General features: G+C 37.7%; 11 protein-coding genes. 1 reads left to right on the top strand and 10 read right to left on the bottom strand.

The genetic code is table 11. From position 1 onward, the window contains the following. Nucleotides 1-14: 14 nt before the first annotated feature. The 7 genes from H8Z77_RS00235 to nifJ all read right to left on the bottom strand — a co-directional run bounded on the left by H8Z77_RS00235 (nucleotide 15) and on the right by nifJ (nucleotide 12441). The gene (locus H8Z77_RS00235; protein ID WP_069988092.1) at nucleotides 15-1274 is read right to left on the bottom strand and encodes a CdaR family protein; all 1260 of its coding nucleotides are present in this window, start codon (nucleotides 1272-1274) and stop codon (nucleotides 15-17) included. Beyond that, nucleotides 1271-2167: a diadenylate cyclase CdaA gene (gene cdaA, locus H8Z77_RS00230; RefSeq protein WP_069988091.1), complete on the bottom strand. Its 897-nt coding sequence runs from the start codon at nucleotides 2165-2167 to the stop codon at nucleotides 1271-1273. Before cdaA ends, H8Z77_RS00235 begins: the two co-directional genes overlap by 4 nt. A gap of 267 nt (nucleotides 2168-2434) precedes the next feature. Then, nucleotides 2435-3574, bottom strand: coding sequence for an aminotransferase class V-fold PLP-dependent enzyme (locus H8Z77_RS00225; RefSeq protein WP_186995792.1), 1140 nt, complete (start codon nucleotides 3572-3574; stop codon nucleotides 2435-2437). 99 nt (nucleotides 3575-3673) lie between these two features. Further along, a complete protein-coding gene (locus H8Z77_RS00220; RefSeq protein ID WP_069988089.1) occupies nucleotides 3674-3880 on the bottom strand; it encodes a putative Se/S carrier protein in 207 nt (68 codons plus the stop codon). 720 nt (nucleotides 3881-4600) lie between these two features. After that, nucleotides 4601-6328, bottom strand: coding sequence for a C69 family dipeptidase (locus H8Z77_RS00215; RefSeq protein WP_186995791.1), 1728 nt, complete (start codon nucleotides 6326-6328; stop codon nucleotides 4601-4603). A 396-nt stretch (nucleotides 6329-6724) separates the two neighbouring features. Next, nucleotides 6725-8494, bottom strand: coding sequence for a phosphoenolpyruvate carboxykinase (GTP) (locus H8Z77_RS00210; RefSeq protein ID WP_069988087.1), 1770 nt, complete (start codon nucleotides 8492-8494; stop codon nucleotides 6725-6727). Nucleotides 8495-8907: 413 nt separating this feature from the next. Next, nucleotides 8908-12441 carry a pyruvate:ferredoxin (flavodoxin) oxidoreductase gene (gene nifJ, locus H8Z77_RS00205; protein ID WP_069988086.1) on the bottom strand — a complete coding sequence of 1178 codons (3534 nt, stop codon included), beginning with the start codon at nucleotides 12439-12441 and terminating at the stop codon, nucleotides 8908-8910. Nucleotides 12442-12892: 451 nt separating this feature from the next. Between nifJ and H8Z77_RS00200 the strand changes: the two genes are divergently transcribed. Beyond that, nucleotides 12893-13774, top strand: a complete 882-nt coding sequence (locus H8Z77_RS00200) for a hemolysin family protein (RefSeq protein WP_069988085.1) — start codon at nucleotides 12893-12895, stop codon at nucleotides 13772-13774. A 588-nt stretch (nucleotides 13775-14362) separates the two neighbouring features. Here H8Z77_RS00200 and ppk1 read toward each other — a convergent pair. The 3 genes from ppk1 to argS all read right to left on the bottom strand — a co-directional run bounded on the left by ppk1 (nucleotide 14363) and on the right by argS (nucleotide 19277). Continuing rightward, on the bottom strand, nucleotides 14363-16489 hold the full coding sequence (ppk1, locus tag H8Z77_RS00195; RefSeq protein WP_186995790.1) for a polyphosphate kinase 1: 2127 nt from the start codon (nucleotides 16487-16489) through the stop codon (nucleotides 14363-14365). Beyond that, entirely contained in the window at nucleotides 16482-17399 is a 918-nt protein-coding gene (locus H8Z77_RS00190) for a Ppx/GppA phosphatase family protein (RefSeq protein WP_186995789.1), read from the bottom strand. The genes ppk1 and H8Z77_RS00190 overlap by 8 nt, the downstream gene beginning before the upstream one ends. Before the next feature lie 183 nt (nucleotides 17400-17582). Further along, nucleotides 17583-19277, bottom strand: a complete 1695-nt coding sequence (gene argS, locus H8Z77_RS00185) for an arginine--tRNA ligase (protein ID WP_186995788.1) — start codon at nucleotides 19275-19277, stop codon at nucleotides 17583-17585. Between the last annotated feature and the right edge of the window lie 10 nt (nucleotides 19278-19287).

Below are 19287 nucleotides of genomic sequence, written 5' to 3'. Positions count from 1 at the left end.
TGTCCTCCCTTAGCTTATGGATTTTTTTGTGCTACAACAATACAGTCATAGCTGCCTACTACCCAAACATTTTCTTTGGAAACTACCTCAATGGTTACTTGAACTGTTTGGGAACCTTCTTTAATGGGTTGACTGGTATAATCCACGGTTGCCACTAAATCATTTGGCATTAATGTTCCAATTACCGATTGGTCTCCCACAATCTTTACGTTTTGGATGCTGGAATTTTGCACTGTAATGGTATACCCCGAAGGGATATTGCTTTGACGGATATCCGTTACATCAAGTAATTTGGAGCTCCAGTTAGTATCCGTAAATGTAACCGTTACTTGGGTTACGTTACTGATATTTTTAAATCCAGACGGGACAGAAATATTAAACTGAAATGTCTTTCCAACATCCAATTCCCGAATATCAATGTAACCTAAATTAATTTCTGATATGTTTTGCACAGCATCTTCTGAGCCTGCAATATTAATCTGATTAACCGACATTGAATATTCTAATTTACTGGTGTCTAAGTTTGCTGGAACATTTTTGTATTTAAATGTTAAAGGAACTGTAGCTTGTTTGTAGACCGGAATTACAACTTCAAAAGTCTCACGATCAAAGGTAAACCAGCTGTTATCCAATTGGTTTCCATCCACATCATATAACAACAACGTTCCCTTTTTTGTTGTAGTCTGGGTTAAAGTTTCACTGGCATCTGTCATAATAATGCCATGGTCTAGCCGGTCAATATACTGCTCTGGACCTTTTACTTCCAACTTATCTGGTGTTGGCACAGGATTTTCTAAAATAAAGTCATCTTCCACTTTAATATTAGGTGCCTGTGCTGTTAACGTAATGGTTTTACTGGATACTTTATCAAAAGTAACATTAACAGTAGAAGGGGAAATATTTGCTACTTGGAACTCGGAACTGTTCTCTTTCGAAGAAGCACGCAGTTCTAAAGTATAGCTTCCAGCTCCTTGTATTGATACTGCGGAAAATTCCACCTTAAAATCCGCTTGGGTCAATTTACTCACCTGATAACGTTTCCCCTCTACTGTAATAGAAACATTAGCAGGCTCTATCTTAATTACTTCTAAACCCAGTTTATCTGCTTGTGTATCAGCTAAATCATACGTCACAGGAATATCACGGATTACCTTTTTTTGCATTGGATCCAGTTGGATTACAACAACTAGCCACGCAATCACAGCAATTAAAATGGAAAACACCATAGTAAACCGTTTATTTTCAATCAATCGTCCAAAAGAGAATTTTTTCATTGCTTCTTTTCCCTCCTGGTTCTGGATTTTTTATGTTCTACAGGTTGTTCTGGAATTATCCTGCTTGTTAAATAGTCCACTAATTGTTCTTTGGTTAAGTGGCGGATAATCTCACCATTTTCCGCAACAGAAATCGCTCCTGTTTCTTCTGAAACAACCAGAATAACAGCATCGGAATTTTCACTCATCCCAATCGCAGCACGATGACGGGACCCCAGTTCCCTTGCAATTAATTCTTCTTTTTCCGGCTTGGGCAAAAAGCAGGAAGCCGCTAAAATCCTGGCATCCCGAATAATCATTGCCCCATCATGCAATGGGGAATTTTTAAAGAAGATATTACCAATTAATTCTTCACTAATATCTGCATTAATTTCCACACCAGTTGCAATCTGTTCCCCTAATTTACTTTGCCGTTCAAATACAATTAAAGCTCCTGTTTTGGTTTTGGATAGGGATTCTGCAGCGGAAGCAATCGTATTGATCGCTTTCTCCCAACGACGAATATTCTGTTCCTCTTCAGATTTCCCACTAAACAGGTTACTTAGCCTACGTCCGCTTACCTTTGTCCGGCCAACCCGTTCCAACGCACGCCGAAGTTCTGGTTGAAATAGTACCACAATCGCAACCAAACCAAAATTAAAGATATAGTTTAATAAAATATTAATCGTTTTTAAATCTAAAAGATTAGAAACTACCAATACAACACACAGCAATAAAATCCCTTTTAACAGCTGTGCCGCACGGGTTTCCTTTACCAATTGGATACCTTTATAAACCAAAAATGCTACTAATAGAATATCCAGCAAATCATTGATGCGAAAAGAGGCTATTACACCTCCAATTACTTCACCCACTGCACTAAAAAACTGTGCAACAGACTGTAAAAACTGCATACAGCAAAGTCCTTTCCCTCTGAATTATCTATACCTATTCTATTGTACCATACAATGGGTGAATTTCAAGCAATGGAGGTGATTTTTTTCATTATAGAAACAGTATTTTTATGAAAATGAAAATTATATTTTACAAAACAGAATACGTATAAAAATTATAACTATATGATCGTTTTATTAGTTGGTGATGTTTTCTATGATTCAATTGTATTTTTTCCAGTATCCGCATAAATACAATAAAAAAACAGGGAGATATCCCCTGTTTTTTTATTTTGATATTTTTTGCATCGTTGACAGAAACTTTTGGATCTCTTCCCTCTTATTAAAAACGGAAACCGATAACCTTACTCCTCCAATTTCTTCAGTCCCTAGAGCTTGATGAATCAGCGGAGCGCAGTGTAAACCACCTCTTAAAGCAAACCCTGCGTCATTTAATTGATCCACGACTTCCATCGAGGTTCTTCCTTTTACATTAAAAATAAATACAGGGAGATAGCTTCCTTCTGCACAATCAGGGGTATATAACTGAATATTCCGCATCCCTTTTAACCCCAAAAATGCCATTCTGCATAAAGAAATTTCATGTTGATAAATCCGTCGCAATCCTTTTTGCTTTAAAAATTGAATTCCTGCTCCCAATCCACAAATTCCAGCTGTATTTACAGTTCCGGATTCCATTCGTTCTGGATAAAATTCCGGCTGTTCCATACGAAAAGAATTAGTACCAGTCCCACCTTCCATAATTGTTTCTAATAAGATTTTATTTCCCAATACCAATAGACCTGTTCCAGACGGCCCATATAAACCTTTGTGGCCAGCAGTACAAAAAAGGTCAATCCCCATATTGCGCACTTGAACTGGTAATACCCCTGCGGATTGAGCCCCATCAACTGCAAATAAAATGTTATGTTCTTTGCATAGTTTCGCAATCCGTTCAATGGGCAAACGCTGTCCTGTCACATTAGAACCATGGGTACAAATAATCAATTTTGTATCTGACCGGATTGCTTTTTTTATCATAGCTAAAATCGTCTCTTCGCTTTGATTATAAACATCCACAATGGTATAAGAAACGTTATTGTGTTTTGCGAGGGAAGCAATTGGGCGCAGAACAGAATTGTGTTCTAGATTGGTCGTAATCACATGGCCACCATTTAGCAGAATCCCCTTAATCGCAAAATTCAATGCTTGAGTACAATTACAGGTAAAAATTACGTTCTCCACCTCAGCATCAAAAAAATCCGCTGCTAAGTTACGCACTTGGTAGACTTTTTCAGCGGTACGCATGGAAATTGAATGCCCGCTTCTGCCGGGGTTTCCTCCATAACGCAACATTCCTTGTTGTACCGCTTGAATTACCTGATTTGGTTTTGGATAGGTTGTTGCCGCATTATCAAAATATATCATAAACAATCCCCCTCTTTTCTCTATTCCTATGTAGTTCTTCTTTTCGTTATAACTCACAATAGAAAAAAGGCCGTTGCCTTTTGAAACAACGGCCCGGCATTAATCCAACAATTCAAATCCCGCTTGCTGTAGTAAAGAAGCCGCCTGCCCGCCATCTTGGTTCACACGTAGGCTATAACCACAGCCACGTTTTCGCAAGCTTTTTGGCGTCTTAATTACAGTTGATTGAATACCGTATTGTGCAAGATAGGATTTTGCTTTGTTGGCATAGGTGATCGAGGGTAAAGATATTAATTGACTTGGCATTCGTTTCACCTTCCTATCTCTCTCTATTTTATGCATAATTAAAAAAAAGGTGACGAATCCAAATTAGAAATTATAGTAAAACAATTTTTTATTTTAATCTATACTTTTATTCGGGTAACGAACTATTAAATTTACCCTGCTAAACGATTAGAGTTTTTTCATTATTCTTAGACCATAATTTCTAATTAGCCTAAAAGATTAAATGATCATTGAAAGATATAAGGAAAATTTTCTCTACTTACATTTATTGTCCTATTATCCTGAAAAAAGTCTCCAAAAAACACATTTTCATTTTATTCTTGATAGTATTGCTTTTTTAAATCATTTCCTTTACTCAAAATTTGATGTGGAAGTTTTTTATCAGATAGCTCTCTCTTGGTAAAACAGGAAGTTCCCATGACATTCATAACCATTAATTTAACCGACGGATTGATTTGTCCTTATTGTGTCCTATTATCGGCCAACCTATCAAGGATCCTCTGAACGTTATTCCTCTTGCATCACTTGCCTTACAGCACGTAAACGATAAACCACCGTTCTAACAGCAACTTTCTGTTATCACAAGACTATCATTATCGGCTTGCTTCAATCGATATTGGTCACGAAAGCTTTTTTACAAGATACCCAACAGAGCCAATGGTTTTCCCTAATCAATAAAAAAGTTCTGGTAGAAGCATTTCCACCAGAACTTTTAATAAAAGGAGTATTCAATCTATTATTTTATTTATTTTTTCTTTTTTTCAATACCACTGCACAACCAGCTGCAACCAAAGCAACTGTTACGCCAGCCATAGCGGTAACATCACCAGTTTGTGGAGAAGTTTCACTGGAAGTAGAAGAGTTGGAAGAGGTTGTATCAGAAGGGGTAGAGGATGGGGTTTCAGAAGGAGTAGTTGGTTGTTCTGGAACGCCGCCAACACGGTCAACAGAGTAATTTGGCATCACATTGTTTTCCAAAACAGATGGCACAAATTCACCTTCGCCACCTTCCGCAATAAATTGTTCCAATTCAGTTACAATACTAAACGCAACTGCATAAGTATCTTGTGCAATCAATTTTCCAAGTTCAGTTGCTTTTTCCTGTGCCAATGTAGGGTCAATTTCATACAGTTTTGTCATATCTGCATCCACTTGTTCCTGCTGCTCAATCAAAGCTGCCTGATATTGGTCTAAATATTTATGAATATTTTTTCCGTATAATTCCCTATCATCTTCTGCCAGATCATTTAATTTATTAAATACCCAATACATAGAATCTGTCGTGTATTCCAGATCCTCTGGATGATAACCTTCCCAAGTTTCTGTAATCATACCGCCATAGTAAGGGAGATACAGAGAAAATTCTGCACGGGACATTGCCAGCCATTCAACACCTACAATACCACTGTACATACCATCACGCATTTCTAATACATGGCATTCTGCTTGACGATCATTTCCGATTGCTTTAATAGAAGAATCCATATTAGAATCGTATTTTGTTCCTTCACCGCGGTATCCTAAATATTTCATTACTTCTTGGGTAGATAGTTTATGGTCAGGTTCAAAGAACAAGTCAAATGAACCGCCTTCAGCAGATTCAATATCTAAACTATTCCCTTTTTCTACGTTCATATAATAAGTTCCCTGCCATAAACGTGTTAAATTACTTCTGCTAGCAGTGGATGGTCCATAGGTTTTAGCAACATGGATTTGTCCATCTACAGTTTGTAAAAATCCATTTTCTTCTGCCAAACTTACTAAGCCATCAGAAACAATTACATTCTCTGTATCTGTTACATCAATAGTACCCAACATCATCATATTTGGGAATACAGCAACTTTATCTTCTGGCATTTTAACTGCTGCATATTGGTGCCCAGATACAATTTCCATGTACCAAGCTTCATTTGGATCACTAAACATCATGGTATTGCATTCACCAGCCCCATGCTCAGCTACAATTTTACCCAGCAGTTCAACAGCTTCCCGAGCGGTTGTTGCTTGTCCCAAAATAACACTGGTCATAGAAACTTCACGAATACCGCCTTTTCTAACCAGTGGGTCCACTTTTGCAGCATCTCCATTATAACTAGTAGAAACAGTGGCAGTCATGGCAACGTCTTTTTCGTTGATACCCACCTCAGCAAATGCTTCATCACCATCTCCTTCCAAAGGGGAATCCTTTGCCAAAGAATAACGATAAGTATGTGCTGGATATTCTATAGAAAAACCATAACCATCTGTAAACATATCTCCAGCTTGATGATCTTCTGCTGGATGTACGGTAAAGATTTTATTGTGGTTTTTCGCAATATCCTCAGAACGTCCAATGAAAGAGGAACCATTTTGCGATACTCCTTTTCCTACATAAACGCCCATACAAGCGGAAGCACTAATACTGCTTCCCAATGCGATTGCACCGGACAAAGCCAATGCAACAATTACTTTTGTCCATTTTAATTTCATTTTTATTTCTTCCTTCTTACTTAAAATTATTCATAAAATGAATATTTATTCATTTGTGTTGTATATATTATAAGTTAAATAAATTAAAATGTCAATAAAAATGGAAATAAAATTGGATTTTATTAGCAATTTTGTAGTGATATATAAATAAAATATTTATAAAACAAAAAAAAATAAACAATTTTTCTAAATTGATTTCATATTGAACAGCTAAATTCTGATTGAATATGATGTATATTCATCCTTTATTAAGATTTCTTCTATTGTATAAAAACAAATCTTATTTAAAGACAATCTTTTATACTGACATATAATCTATTTTTTAACGAACGCAAAAATGCCCGTGAAAGAAAACTTTCACAGGCATTTTAAAACGATAATAGGAGACCTAAAAAATTAGCCTAATCTTTCTTTTAAAGCTTTCAATTGGTTAGACAATTCTTCTGGCAGTCTATCACCAAACTGTTGATAGAATTCTTCGATGCCAGCAGCTTCTTCTCTCCACAGATCTTTATCAACATCCAGCAGACCTTTCACGGTATCCAAATCGATATCCAAGCCTTCGATATTGATATCTTCTGGTTTTGGTTCATAACCGATTGGAGTTTCAACAGCATCAACTTTATTTTCGCAGCGGTCTAAGATCCACATCAGGACACGCATGTTGTCACCAAATCCAGGCCAAATGAAGTGACCTTCATCGTCTGTTCTGAACCAGTTAACATTGAAGATTTTAGGAGCTTTATCGCCCAATTTTTCGCCCATTTCGATCCAGTGAGCAAAGTAGTCACCCATATGGTAACCGCAGAATGGACGCATAGCCATTGGGTCACGACGAACAACACCAACTGCACCAGTAGCAGCAGCAGTTGTTTCAGAAGCCATCGTAGAACCTACAAATACACCATGGTTCCAGTCAAAAGATTGGTATACCAGTGGAGCTGTTTTTGCACGACGTCCACCGAAGATCATAGCAGAAATTGGAACACCCTGTGGATTGTTAAATTCTGGGCTGATGCAAGGACAGTTTACAGCTGGGGCTGTAAATCTGGAGTTTGGATGAGCACCTTTTTCAGTGGATTCTTTTCCATTCCAAGGATTACCTTTCCAGTCAATTGCATTTTCTGGTGGATTTTTATCTAAGCCTTCCCACCAAACAGTGTTGTCATCCATGTTATGAGCAACGTTTGTAAAGATAGTGTTCTTTTTGGTGGATTCCAAAGCATTAAAGTTAGATTTTGCGTTAGTACCAGGAGCAACGCCAAAGAAGCCGTTTTCTGGGTTGATTGCGTACAATCTACCATCTTCGCCTGGTTTTAACCATGCAATATCGTCACCAACTGTCCATACTTTATAGCCAGCTTTTTTGTATACTTCTGGTGGAATCAACATAGCCAGGTTTGTTTTACCACAAGCGGATGGGAATGCAGCGGAGATATATTTTACTTCGCCTTGTGGGTTTTCAATTCCCAAAATCAGCATATGTTCAGCCATCCAGCCTTCGTTCTTACCTTGGTAAGAAGCAATTCTCAATGCAAAACATTTTTTACCCAGCAATACGTTTCCGCCGTAACCAGAGTTAATAGACCAGATAGTATTATCTTCTGGGAAATGAACAATATAACGTTTTTCAGGGTCAATATCTGCTTTAGAGTGCAAACCACGAACAAAGTCATTAGAGGTTTCGCCCAGGTTTTCAAAAGCATCTTTACCCATTCTTGTCATGATATCCATGTTCAATACAACATAGATGGAGTCTGTCAGCTCAACGCCAACTTTAGCCAAAGGAGAACCGATTGGACCCATAGAATAAGGGATAACGTACATAGTACGGCCTTTCATAACACCATCGTACATAGGTGTTAATTTAGCGTACATTTCTTTTGGATCACACCAGTTGTTGATTGGACCAGCATCTTCTTCTTTTCTAGTACAGATGAAGGTTCTATCTTCTACACGAGCAACGTCAGTTGGATCTGTTCTATGCAGGTAACAACCTGGCAATTTCTCCTGATTTAAAGGAATCATTTCTTTTGTCTCGGTAGCTTGTGCTCTCAATTCATTTAATTGAGCTTCACTGCCGTCAATCCAAACAACTTGGTCAGGTTTACAGAGGGCAACCATTTCGTCAACCCATTTTAACACATTTTGGTTATTTGTTAACATATTAGTTCTCCTTTATCTTATAATTTGTATCTTAGTGAAAACACTAATTTTCTACAATTACAATCTTACCATATATCGGAATATTCTGCAACAGTTAAACGTAAAATAAATGTTAATAAAATGCAGGAATTATATTTTATTTATGCAAATATGCTTAAATTTTGATTGATATGGAATGAATTGTAAAAATTTATGAATGTGAAAGGAATCACACTGCAAAAATATTACCAGAATATTGTAATAAAACTAAATTATTAACAGTTAATCTATAATTTATTTCTTATAAAAACGCCTTATCCAATAGTAGTATTCCCAAAATTATTATAATTCATTGCAAAAACCTGGATAAACCACTTTTATCCTTTCATTAAAAAACCCACGGAAAAATTCCGTGGGTTTTGATTTATCAGTAATTATTCAGCTTCGTTGCCGTATAATTCTTGTAATTTTAACAAATGAGCATATTTGTCAGCAGCTTGTTTTTCAGCTTTTGCAAACATAACTTCTGCTTTTTCAGGGTTAGAACGGGACAGAGCACTGTAGCGAACTTCGTTCATAATAAAGTCTCTGTAAGCAGCAGTTGGAGCTTTGCTATCAACTGTCAATGGGTTTTTGCCTTCTGCTTTTGCTTGTGGGTTAAAGCGGAACATATTCCAGTAACCAGCAGCAACAGCATTCTTTTCTTCTGTCTGAGCTTTGCTCATACCGCCTTTAATACCATGGTTAATACATGGAGCATAAGCGATAATCAAAGAAGGACCGTTATAAGCTTCTGCTTCGGAGATTGCTTTTAAGGTCTGGTTGTAATCAGCACCCATAGCAACCTGAGCAACATATACGTAGCCATAGCTCATAGCAATTTGAGCCAGGTCTTTTTTCTTCACTTCTTTACCGCCAGCAGCGAATTGAGCAATCGCACCTGTTGGAGTAGATTTCGAGGACTGACCACCTGTATTGGAGTAAACTTCGGTATCAAATACCATGATGTTTACATCTTCACCAGAAGCCAGAACGTGGTCAACACCGCCGAAGCCAATATCGTAAGCCCAGCCGTCACCACCAAAGATCCACATGGATTTTTTGCCCAAGTAATCTTTGTCTTTCAGGATATCTTCGCCAACATTTGCTTTTTCCAAAGCAGCTACCAATGCGTCTGTTGCAGCAGCGTTATCTTTGGAGTTGTTTTTGGTTGCTAAATAAGCTTCACAAGCAGCTTTTACATCACCGTCAGCAGTTTCAGCCAAAGCTTCTACTTTTTCGATCAAACGGTTTCTCAAAGCTTTTTGAGCCAGGTGCATACCAAAACCAAATTCAGCGTTATCTTCAAACAAGGAGTTTGCCCAAGCAGGACCTTTGCCTTCTTTATTTGTAGTATAAGGAGTTGCTGGGTAAGAACCACCCCAGATGGAAGAACATCCAGTAGCGTTTGCGATGTACATTCTGTCACCAAACAGCTGAGTAACCGCTTTCGCATATGGTGTTTCACCACAACCAGCACATGCGCCGGAGAATTCCAGCAGAGGCTGTTTGAACTGGCTGCCTTTTACAGTTGTTTCTTTAAATTTATCCACAACTTCTTGTTTTGCTGGCAGTTCTTGGCCATAAGCAAAGGTGTTCTGTTGAGCCAGCTGGCTTTCCAGACCGGACATTGTCAGAGCTTTTTCGCCTTTGAAGCCAGGACATACGTTTGCGCAAGAACCACAACCTGTACAGTCTAATACAGATACAGTCATAGCAAATTTATAGCCAGGCATACCTTTCATATCCACTACTTTTGTTCCTTCTGGAGCGTTAGCAGCTTCTTCTTCTGTCATAGCAACAGGACGGATAACAGCGTGTGGACATACATAAGAACAGAAGTTACATTGGATACAGTTATCTGGATTCCAAACAGGAACGTCAACCGCTACACCACGTTTTTCGTAAGCAGCAGAACCCTGTGGAACTGTACCATCTTCACGGCCTTTAAACGCAGATACTGGCAGTTTGTCACCAATCTGACCATTTACTGGTTCCAGGATGTTGTTTACGAAATCAACCAGGTTTTTGTTTTCACCTTCTACAGTATGGGTCAATACTTCACTTTCAGCATTTGCCCATTCAGCTGGTACTTTTACTTCTTTTACAGCGGTAGCGCCTTTGTCAATCGCGTCGTGGTTCATCTTAACGATTTTTTCACCTTTTTTGCCGTAAGAAGCGGTAGCAGCGTCTTTCATATATTTAATAGCATCTTCTTCTGGAATGATATTAGCCAGTTTGAAGAATGCGGACTGGAGAACGGTATTGATACGTCCGCCTAAGCCAATTTCTTTACCAATTGCTACACCGTCGATGGTATAAAATTTGATGTTGTTTTTCGCAATATATGCTTTTACTTGACCTGGCAGGTGTTTTTCCAAACCTTCCATATCCCAGCTACAGTTCAACAGGAAAGTACCGCCTGGTTTAACATCCTGAACGATTTCATATTTGTTCATGTAGGATGGGTTATGGCATGCAACAAAGTCAGCCTGAGAAATCAAATAAGTGGATTTGATTGGCTGTTTACCAAAACGCAGGTGGGAAACAGTAACACCACCGGATTTTTTGGAGTCATATGCAAAGTAAGCCTGAGCATACATATCAGTGTGGTCACCGATAATTTTGATGGAGTTTTTGTTTGCACCAACTGTACCGTCAGCACCCAAGCCCCAGAATTTACAGCTATGTGTACCTTCAGCGGAAGTATCCAGAGGATCGCCTACTGGCAGGGACAAGTAAGTTACATCGTCGTTGATACCGATTGTGAAACGTGGTTTTTCGGTATTTTCGTATACAGCTTTGATTTGTGCTGGTGTTGTATCTTTGGAAGCCAAACCATAACGACCGCCAAATACAGTAACGTTTTCAAATTTTGTGCCTTTCAGAGCAGCAACTACATCCAGGTACAATGGTTCACCAATAGAACCTGGTTCTTTTGTACGGTCTAATACAGAAATTTGTTTTACAGTTTCTGGAATAACATCTAACAAGTATTTGGTGCTGAATGGACGGTACAGGTGAACTTTTACTACACCGTATTTGTTGCCAGCAGCATTTAATACATTGATGGTTTCTTCGATTGTATCACAAACAGAACCCATAGCAACAATAACATGTTCTGCATCTGGAGCACCATAATAGTTGAATGGTTTGTAGTCTGTACCGATTTTTTCGTTTACTTTGTTCATGTATTTTACAACGATATCTGGCAGAGCGTCATAATAGGTGTTGCCAGCTTCAAAGTTCTGGAAGTAAACGTCGGAGTTTTGAGCAGAACCTTTTAATACAGGGTGGTTTGGATTTAAAGCGTTACGACGGAATTCGTCAACCAAATCCATATCCAGCATGTCTTTCAGGTCTTCATAGTCCCACATTTCGATTTTCTGAAGTTCATGAGAGGTTCTAAAACCATCAAAGAAGTTTACAAAAGGAACTTTACCTTCTAAAGCAGCCAGATGGGCAACAGGGGTTAAGTCCATAACTTCCTGTACAGAACCTTCTGCCAACATAGCATAACCAGTTTGACGGCAAGCATATACGTCAGAGTGGTCGCCGAAGATGGACAGAGCGTGAGTAGAAATACAACGTGCGGAAACGTTGATTACGCCTGGCAATTTTTCACCAGCCATTTTATACATATTTGGAATCATCAGCAGCAAGCCTTGGGAAGCAGTGAAAGTAGTAGTTAAAGCACCAGCAGCCAAAGAACCATGTACTGCACCAGCAGCACCTGCTTCAGATTGCATTTCAGTAATTTTTACTGTTTGTCCAAAAACATTTTTTCTTCCTTCAGTAGCCCATTTATCAGCTACTTCAGCCATTGTGGAAGAAGGGGTAATTGGATAGATAGCAGCTACATCTGTATACGCGTAGGAAACGTGTGCAGCAGCATTGTTACCATCCATGGTTTTCATTTTTCTAGCCATGTTGTATCCTCCTAAAATTAGCCTTTTTATAGTATCCTTGGTCAGAATACCCGTACGTTAGTATTTTATCACTAATCACACCTGCTGTAAATAGCAATAATCAAATATTATTATGGAATTCTCCGTTTTTTTTTAGCGAATTATCGCAAAATACAAAAAACCTTTTGAAAAAACAGTTATTTCATGTAAAATTATCCTTCTTACTAGAAAGTATTCTTTTACAATACTATATTGTATCTCATGAAATTGAAATATAAGGATAAAAATTACAATACAACTTAATGAATCAACTTTTATTACAATCTATTAAGAACAAGTTGATTTTTAAACAATTATTTCATACAAGTTTAACTAAAACAAATTGACTTTTCCACTAAAATAGGGTATGATAATAAACAAATAAATGGATTAAAAATAGCAATTTTAGCAATAAAGGAGTTAAGGAAATACTATGGACGCAGACGGGCGCTCGACAAAATCAAGTGGCAATTCTTTTTTTTCCAAACTATTTGGTGGTTCCAAATCCCAGTATGAAAATGTAACAGAAGAAGAAATTCTAATGATGGTGGATGCTGGCCAGGAGGAAGGGGTCATTGAAAAAAGCCAAAAAGAAATGATTAACAACGTATTGGAGTTTGGTGATACTACAGTAGAAGATGTCATGACCCATCGTGTAGATCTGATAGCACTGGAAGAAAACGATAGTATCCACGATGTGGTGTTCCACGCTTTAAACGACGGTTTTTCCCGTATCCCAATTTATAAAAATGATATTGACAACATCGTTGGTATTATTTATGTAAAAGACCTGTTGGCGCTGGTTGGCTGTGAAGATATTGAACAGTACACCATTAAGCAGTTTATCCGGGAAGTGCTCTATGTACCGGAAACGGCAAAATGCCGGGATTTATTTACCCAATTTACCCAGAAAAAGCAACACCTTGCCGTTGTGGTAGATGAGTATGGCGGTACTGCCGGTATTGTAACCATGGAAGATTTGGTAGAATCTATTTTCGGCGATATTCAGGACGAATATGATGACGAAGAAGAGGAAATCAAAAAAGTAAACGAAACCACCTATATCATTGAAGGCTCCGCTGACCTGGATGATGTGGCAGAAGTGTTAGGCCTTCATGTGGAGGAAAATCCGGATTACGATACATTGGGTGGCTTTATTGTAGACCAGTTGGGACGTATCCCGAATGAAGGGGAGCATCCTGTTTTACAGATAGAACAGGTGGAATTTACAGTACTAGTGGTGGAAGAACGACATATTGCCAAAGTACGTGCAGTAAAATTATCCACATCTTCCGAAAACAATAATTCATTATAATCGCCTATCAACCAGGAAGTATTTTTATAAAGATACTTCCTGGTTTTTTCTATTTCACCGATAACCCCGCTTTAGAGATAAATCCTCTGAAAAATATTCCTTTCCAAGGCAAATGCTGTTCATTTAGTTCATCAGTGGTTTATTAAAAAGAGAGTTCCCCTATTTAGAATCTCAAATATAGTATGTACAATATAGAGAAAACACAGTTTCCTCTTTTTCCAATAAAAGAAATCTCTATTTTCGAATGCTATTTCGGAACAATCTATATCCCTGAAAAATAATTTTATCTAAATTTTGTATGGATACCAAATACAGCTGATACTTTTTGATAAGATAATAAGGTATATAGCAGGCTTTATCTTTTATTTATTACATCTGCTAACCATCCATCGAATTTTATAACATCTATTTTTTATCATACTCATATTTTTTGATTCACTCCTTTTCAGAAATCCTTCTAACCAAAATTTGACTACTTAATAGCAGTAAAATAAACGTCTATAAAACCATATCAAAGTTTCATGTTAATTTTTGATAAATAAAAATTTTGTATAAAAAAGAAGCCGGAAAAATCTCTCCAGCTTCTTTTTACCTATTTTTTCTCCATTTATGCAGCAATTGACCAAAGATAAATCGGCGTTTTTTAGTTTCTTGGGTGATTGGAACCGACACATTCTGTATTGCATAATCCATCAATAATTGTTGGCTATCCACCATTTCTTGCATTGTTGATTTTTTTACGTAATTTCCATCCGCCATTAATACACGTGCTTTCTGGTTATCATACTCTTGCGCCTCTATGATTTCATGGATTTTTGCCCTCACCTTTTCATCATAGATCGGACAAGCAACCTCTACCCTTCTTTCGGTATTCCTTGTCATAAAATCCGCAGAGGAAATATACATTTGTTCTTGTGTACCGTATCCAAAACAATAAATCCTGGCATGTTCCAGATATCTTCCGACAATGCTGCAAACCTGGATATTTTCTGTTTTTCCTGGTATTCCGGGAATAATACAACAAATGCCACGTATTATCATTTTAACCTGCACCCCAGCACAAGAAGCTTCCGCCAATTTTTCAATGATTTGGGCATCTGTCAAGGAATTGATTTTAATAAAAATTCTACCATTCTGCCCTTTGGAAATTTCCTGATCTATAAGCTGAAGCACTGTGGACTTCAAAGAAACTGGCGCAACTAGCAGATCATGGTACTCACCCTGCAAATTGGCAATTGACATATTTTTAAAAAACTCCGCTGCATCCTCTCCTATCTTTTGATTATAAGTTAAAAGGGAAAGGTCAGTATATAATTTGGCTGTTTTTTCATTGTAGTTTCCAGTACCCACCTGTGTAAGATACCGGATTCCATTCCGTCCTTTCTTTGTAATCAGGCATATTTTAGAGTGGACTTTATAAAAATCAAACCCATAAATAATATTACAACCTGCATCCTCTAAACGTTCCGACCAGTCAATATTATTCTGTTCATCAAACCTTGCTCGCAATTCGATTAAAACAGTAACACTTTTACCATTCTCCGCTGCCGCACAAAGATACTCCACCAATTTAGCTTTGCTTGCCAAACGATATATTGTAATTTTAATGGATATTACAGAAGGGTCATTTGCCGCTTCTTTTAATAGTTTTAAAAATGGTTCCATGCTTTCGTATGGATAAGACAATAACAAATCTGACTTTTCTACTTGCTGAATCATACTTTCTGTCTGTTTGATATTGCCTGGCCACACAGGCGTAAACTCTTGATAAACAAGAGGCTTTCTTTTTGATTCTGGTAATTTTGAAATTAACTCATATACATAAGCCATTTTTAATGGAGATGTTGTAGTATAAATTTGTTTTTCACTGATTTTGAGTTTTTCCATCAAATAGGCAGAAATTTTTTCGCTCTCAAAATTGGATAGTTCCAGCCTTACAGGCGCCAACCTTCTACGCTGCCCTAATACTTTTTGCATTCTTTTTCGGAAATCTGGTTCATCTGCGAACACTTCATCATCTGGATTGACATCCGCGTTCCGGGTAACACAAAATACAGTCTTTTCTACTACGATATATGGCTCAAAAATTTTATCGGCAAATTCTAATATTATATTTTCTACCCCAATATATCTGGTGTCACTGCCAGGCAGGTAAAAAATATCTGGTAAAATGCTGGGAACAGGAATCACTCCAAACACTTCTTTTTTCTTGTGTCGGAGCATTACACCGATATAGATAATATTATTTGCTAAATGAGGAAATGGGTGGTGGGTATCAATGATTTGAGGGGAAAGGATAGGGGCAATGGAGAGTTTAAAGGATTGTTTTATCTGTTTCTTTTCATTTTCTTCTAATTCTTTATATTTCAAGTAAAAAACCCCATGTAGACGGAGTTGGCTTTCTACTTCATAAAAAAGTTGTTCCCGTTTTTGGTAGAGTGGCTTCACATCTTCAAAAATCCTGCTCAATTGTTCCTTTGGCGTTAACCCGGATTTATTATCTATATTTTTCTTTTCTAGATTTGCCAAATCAAACAAACTGCCAACACGGATCATAAAAAACTCATCTAAATTACTGGTAAAAATAGAGATAAACTTTAGACGTTCCAAAATTGGGACTGTTTCATCCATTGCTTCGCTTAATACCCTGTCATTAAACTTTAACCAGGAAAGTTCCCTATTTTGAGTAAATCCTCTTTCATATAATTTACCCAACTAAAATACCCCTTTCTTTTAACATAGAAAGCATATAGCCCTCCCGAACACCGCATTTGCTGGTAACAAATTGTGTGCTGCCATAGTATTTTGCGATTGTATCAAAAATAACAATTCCTGGAATTAAAGTATGGATTCGTTCTGGGGCAACAGCAAGAATATTTTTTACCATATAAGATGGATTATCCAACAAATTGGAAAGTACATGCCGTAGCTCTTTTTTGGAGTATTCCATTGTTTTTATCTGATTATTTTCTGTTCTGCGAATTAATTTTAACGCAGCACGAGCAGTGCCACCTACACTGTATATGGTAGGACTTTCGATATTGCCCTGTGGGTTTTCTAATGTTTTTAGTTGTCTTTTTACTTCTTTCCTTATCTGTTTCATTTCCTTTTCTGTTGGAAGAACCTGCTCCACAAAACGGCTGTACAGACTTAACGAACCAATTGGCAGAGATTGTGCCGAAACCACCTGTTTGTTTTGAAAAAATGTCAATTCTGTACTTCCACCTCCAACATCAACTAAAAGCCCTTCCTCTTTAATGCCACTATGTAAAATACTATTATAATCAAAAATCGCTTCTTCTTCCCCTGTTAAAATACGGACATCAAACCCGCTCTGTTCTTTTATCTTACAAAGGATTTCATTTACGTTGTTGCGTCCACGTAAAGACGCTGTTGCAAATGGGAAAATTTCTTCTATTTCAATTTGGGAAAGGATTTCTTTTAATTCTCCTAAAATCCGAAGCAGTTTTGTAATGCCCTCTTCGTTCATATTGGAATTATCATCAATATATCCAGCTAGTCCTGCTGTGTATTTTTTGTTAATCATAGGATAAAGCTGATTATTTTTAATCGAATATAAGACCATCCGGATGGTATTGGAACCGATATCAATTGTTCCGTACATAGTAAAGTTTCCTCCATTGTACTATAATTATACATCGTTAGTTTTATCATAACACTTTTTCTGCCACGCTCTACCTTATTCAGGTTAAATGTTTGTAAAGTGCAACTTTTTTATGGATACTTATTAAAAATAAAAAACGCTTTACGATGGCTAATAAAATATCCATCGTAAAGCGTTAATAAATTACATGCTTTCTGGAGCATCAATTTTTAACATTGTCAATACATTTTCCAATACAATATTTACCGCAGCACACAAATTTAACCTCGCCTGGGTTAAATCAGGGTTTTCATTTCCCCTTACCTTGCATGCGTTATAGAATTTATGGAATAAAGTAGCCAGATCCAATACATACCGGGTAATACGGGCTGGATCATATGCTTTTGCAGCTTCCACAATATCTCCTGGCAGTTTTGCCAGATGGCGGATCAATTCAATTTCTTCTGGAGCGACCAAAAGGCTATAACCCTCTGTATTTGAAGTTGGTACAAATCCATCCTCTTTTAAATTTGCTAAAATCGAACAGATTCTTGCATGGGCATACTGTACATAATAAACTGGGTTACTGGAATTTTGTGCCACAGCCAAATCCAAGTCAAAGTCCAAGTGGGAGTTGCTCTCTCTCAAATTAAAGAAGAAACGAGCTGCGTCAATTGGAATTTCATCCAACAGGTTCACTAAAGTAATGGATTTTCCAGTACGTTTGCTGACCTTAACCGGTTCTCCATCCCGCATCAAACGTACCATCTGCATCAACACAACATCTAGCTTATTTCCATCCAGACCAACAGCATTCATTGCACCTTTCAACCGGGCTACGTGTCCGTGATGATCAGCCCCCCAAATATTGATAACTTTATCAAAATGGCGGATCGCAAATTTATTATAATGGTAAGCAATATCAGCGGCAAAATAAGTCGGGATCCCATTGGCACGAACCAGCACATCATCTTTTTCTGCACCAAATTCAGTTGCCTTGTACCACAAAGCCCCATCTTTTTCATAGGTTAAACCATTATCTTTTAAAATAGTAATAACTTTATCTACTAAGCCGTCTGCATATAAACTGCTTTCTTTAAACCAAACATCATATTCGATCCGGTATTTTCCTAAATCTGTTTTCAGGTTCGCAATATTAAGAGGTAGCGCATAATCTACCAATGCTTTCTTACGGGTTTCCTCATCTACATCCATGAATTTATTGCCATATATGCCAGCAAAATTCTTTGCGTGTTCGATGATGTCAACGCCATGATAAGCGTTTTCTGGAAGTTCTACAGCATCTTCCCCTTTATAAATCTGCTGGTAGCGGACACTTAATGACATCCCAAATTTTTCAATCTGATTTCCTGCATCGTTGATATAGAATTCTTTTGTGACATCATAGCCAGCCCAATCCAGTACAGCTGCTAGACAATCCCCAATTGCGCCACCACGAGCGTTCCCAATGTGCATTGGCCCTGTTGGATTGGCAGAAACAAATTCCACCATCACCTTTTTATGGTTTCCAAAATCACTTTTTCCATATTGTTCTTTTTCTTCCAAAATAGACTGGACTACAGTTCCAAACCAATTCTGGTTTAAGAAAAAGTTAATAAAACCAGGACCCGCTATTTCAAACCGTTCAAAACAGGTTCCAGTTAAATCAATCTGTCCACAAATAATCTCCGCAATTTTTCGTGGCGCCATCTTAAAACTACGAGCGGATACCATTGCTACATTGGTGGCAAAATCACCATGTGAGGTATCCCCCGGAATTTCAATCTGGAATGCTGGGATTGGCTCCGCAGGCAGTTCTCCCTCTGCCACTGCCTGTCCTATCGCTTTTAAAAGCACTTCATGCAAACTATCGCTTGCAGATTTCATTGGATTTGACATAGTTACCTCC

It is taken from the genome of Clostridium facile, from assembly GCF_014297275.1.
Classification (GTDB): domain Bacteria; phylum Bacillota; class Clostridia; order Oscillospirales; family Ruminococcaceae; genus Massilioclostridium; species Massilioclostridium facile.
The sequence above is the reverse complement of the archived record's forward strand: the minus strand, read 5'-3'. Positions and strand labels throughout refer to the sequence as shown.

What these genes read in the sequence shown, in the direction of transcription:
- nifJ (WP_069988086.1), bottom strand. Translation starts at nt 12,441, where the DNA reads ATGGCTAGAAAAATGAAAACCATGGATGGTAACAATGCTGCTGCACAC.
- cdaA (WP_069988091.1), bottom strand. Translation starts at nt 2,167, where the DNA reads ATGCAGTTTTTACAGTCTGTTGCACAGTTTTTTAGTGCAGTGGGTGAA.
- H8Z77_RS00210 (WP_069988087.1), bottom strand. Translation starts at nt 8,494, where the DNA reads ATGTTAACAAATAACCAAAATGTGTTAAAATGGGTTGACGAAATGGTT.
- H8Z77_RS00225 (WP_186995792.1), bottom strand. Translation starts at nt 3,574, where the DNA reads ATGATATATTTTGATAATGCGGCAACAACCTATCCAAAACCAAATCAG.
- H8Z77_RS00215 (WP_186995791.1), bottom strand. Translation starts at nt 6,328, where the DNA reads ATGAAATTAAAATGGACAAAAGTAATTGTTGCATTGGCTTTGTCCGGT.
- H8Z77_RS00235 (WP_069988092.1), bottom strand. Translation starts at nt 1,274, where the DNA reads ATGAAAAAATTCTCTTTTGGACGATTGATTGAAAATAAACGGTTTACT.
- H8Z77_RS00200 (WP_069988085.1), top strand. Translation starts at nt 12,893, where the DNA reads ATGGACGCAGACGGGCGCTCGACAAAATCAAGTGGCAATTCTTTTTTT.
- H8Z77_RS00220 (WP_069988089.1), bottom strand. Translation starts at nt 3,880, where the DNA reads ATGCCAAGTCAATTAATATCTTTACCCTCGATCACCTATGCCAACAAA.
- argS (WP_186995788.1), bottom strand. Translation starts at nt 19,277, where the DNA reads ATGTCAAATCCAATGAAATCTGCAAGCGATAGTTTGCATGAAGTGCTT.
- H8Z77_RS00190 (WP_186995789.1), bottom strand. Translation starts at nt 17,399, where the DNA reads ATGTACGGAACAATTGATATCGGTTCCAATACCATCCGGATGGTCTTA.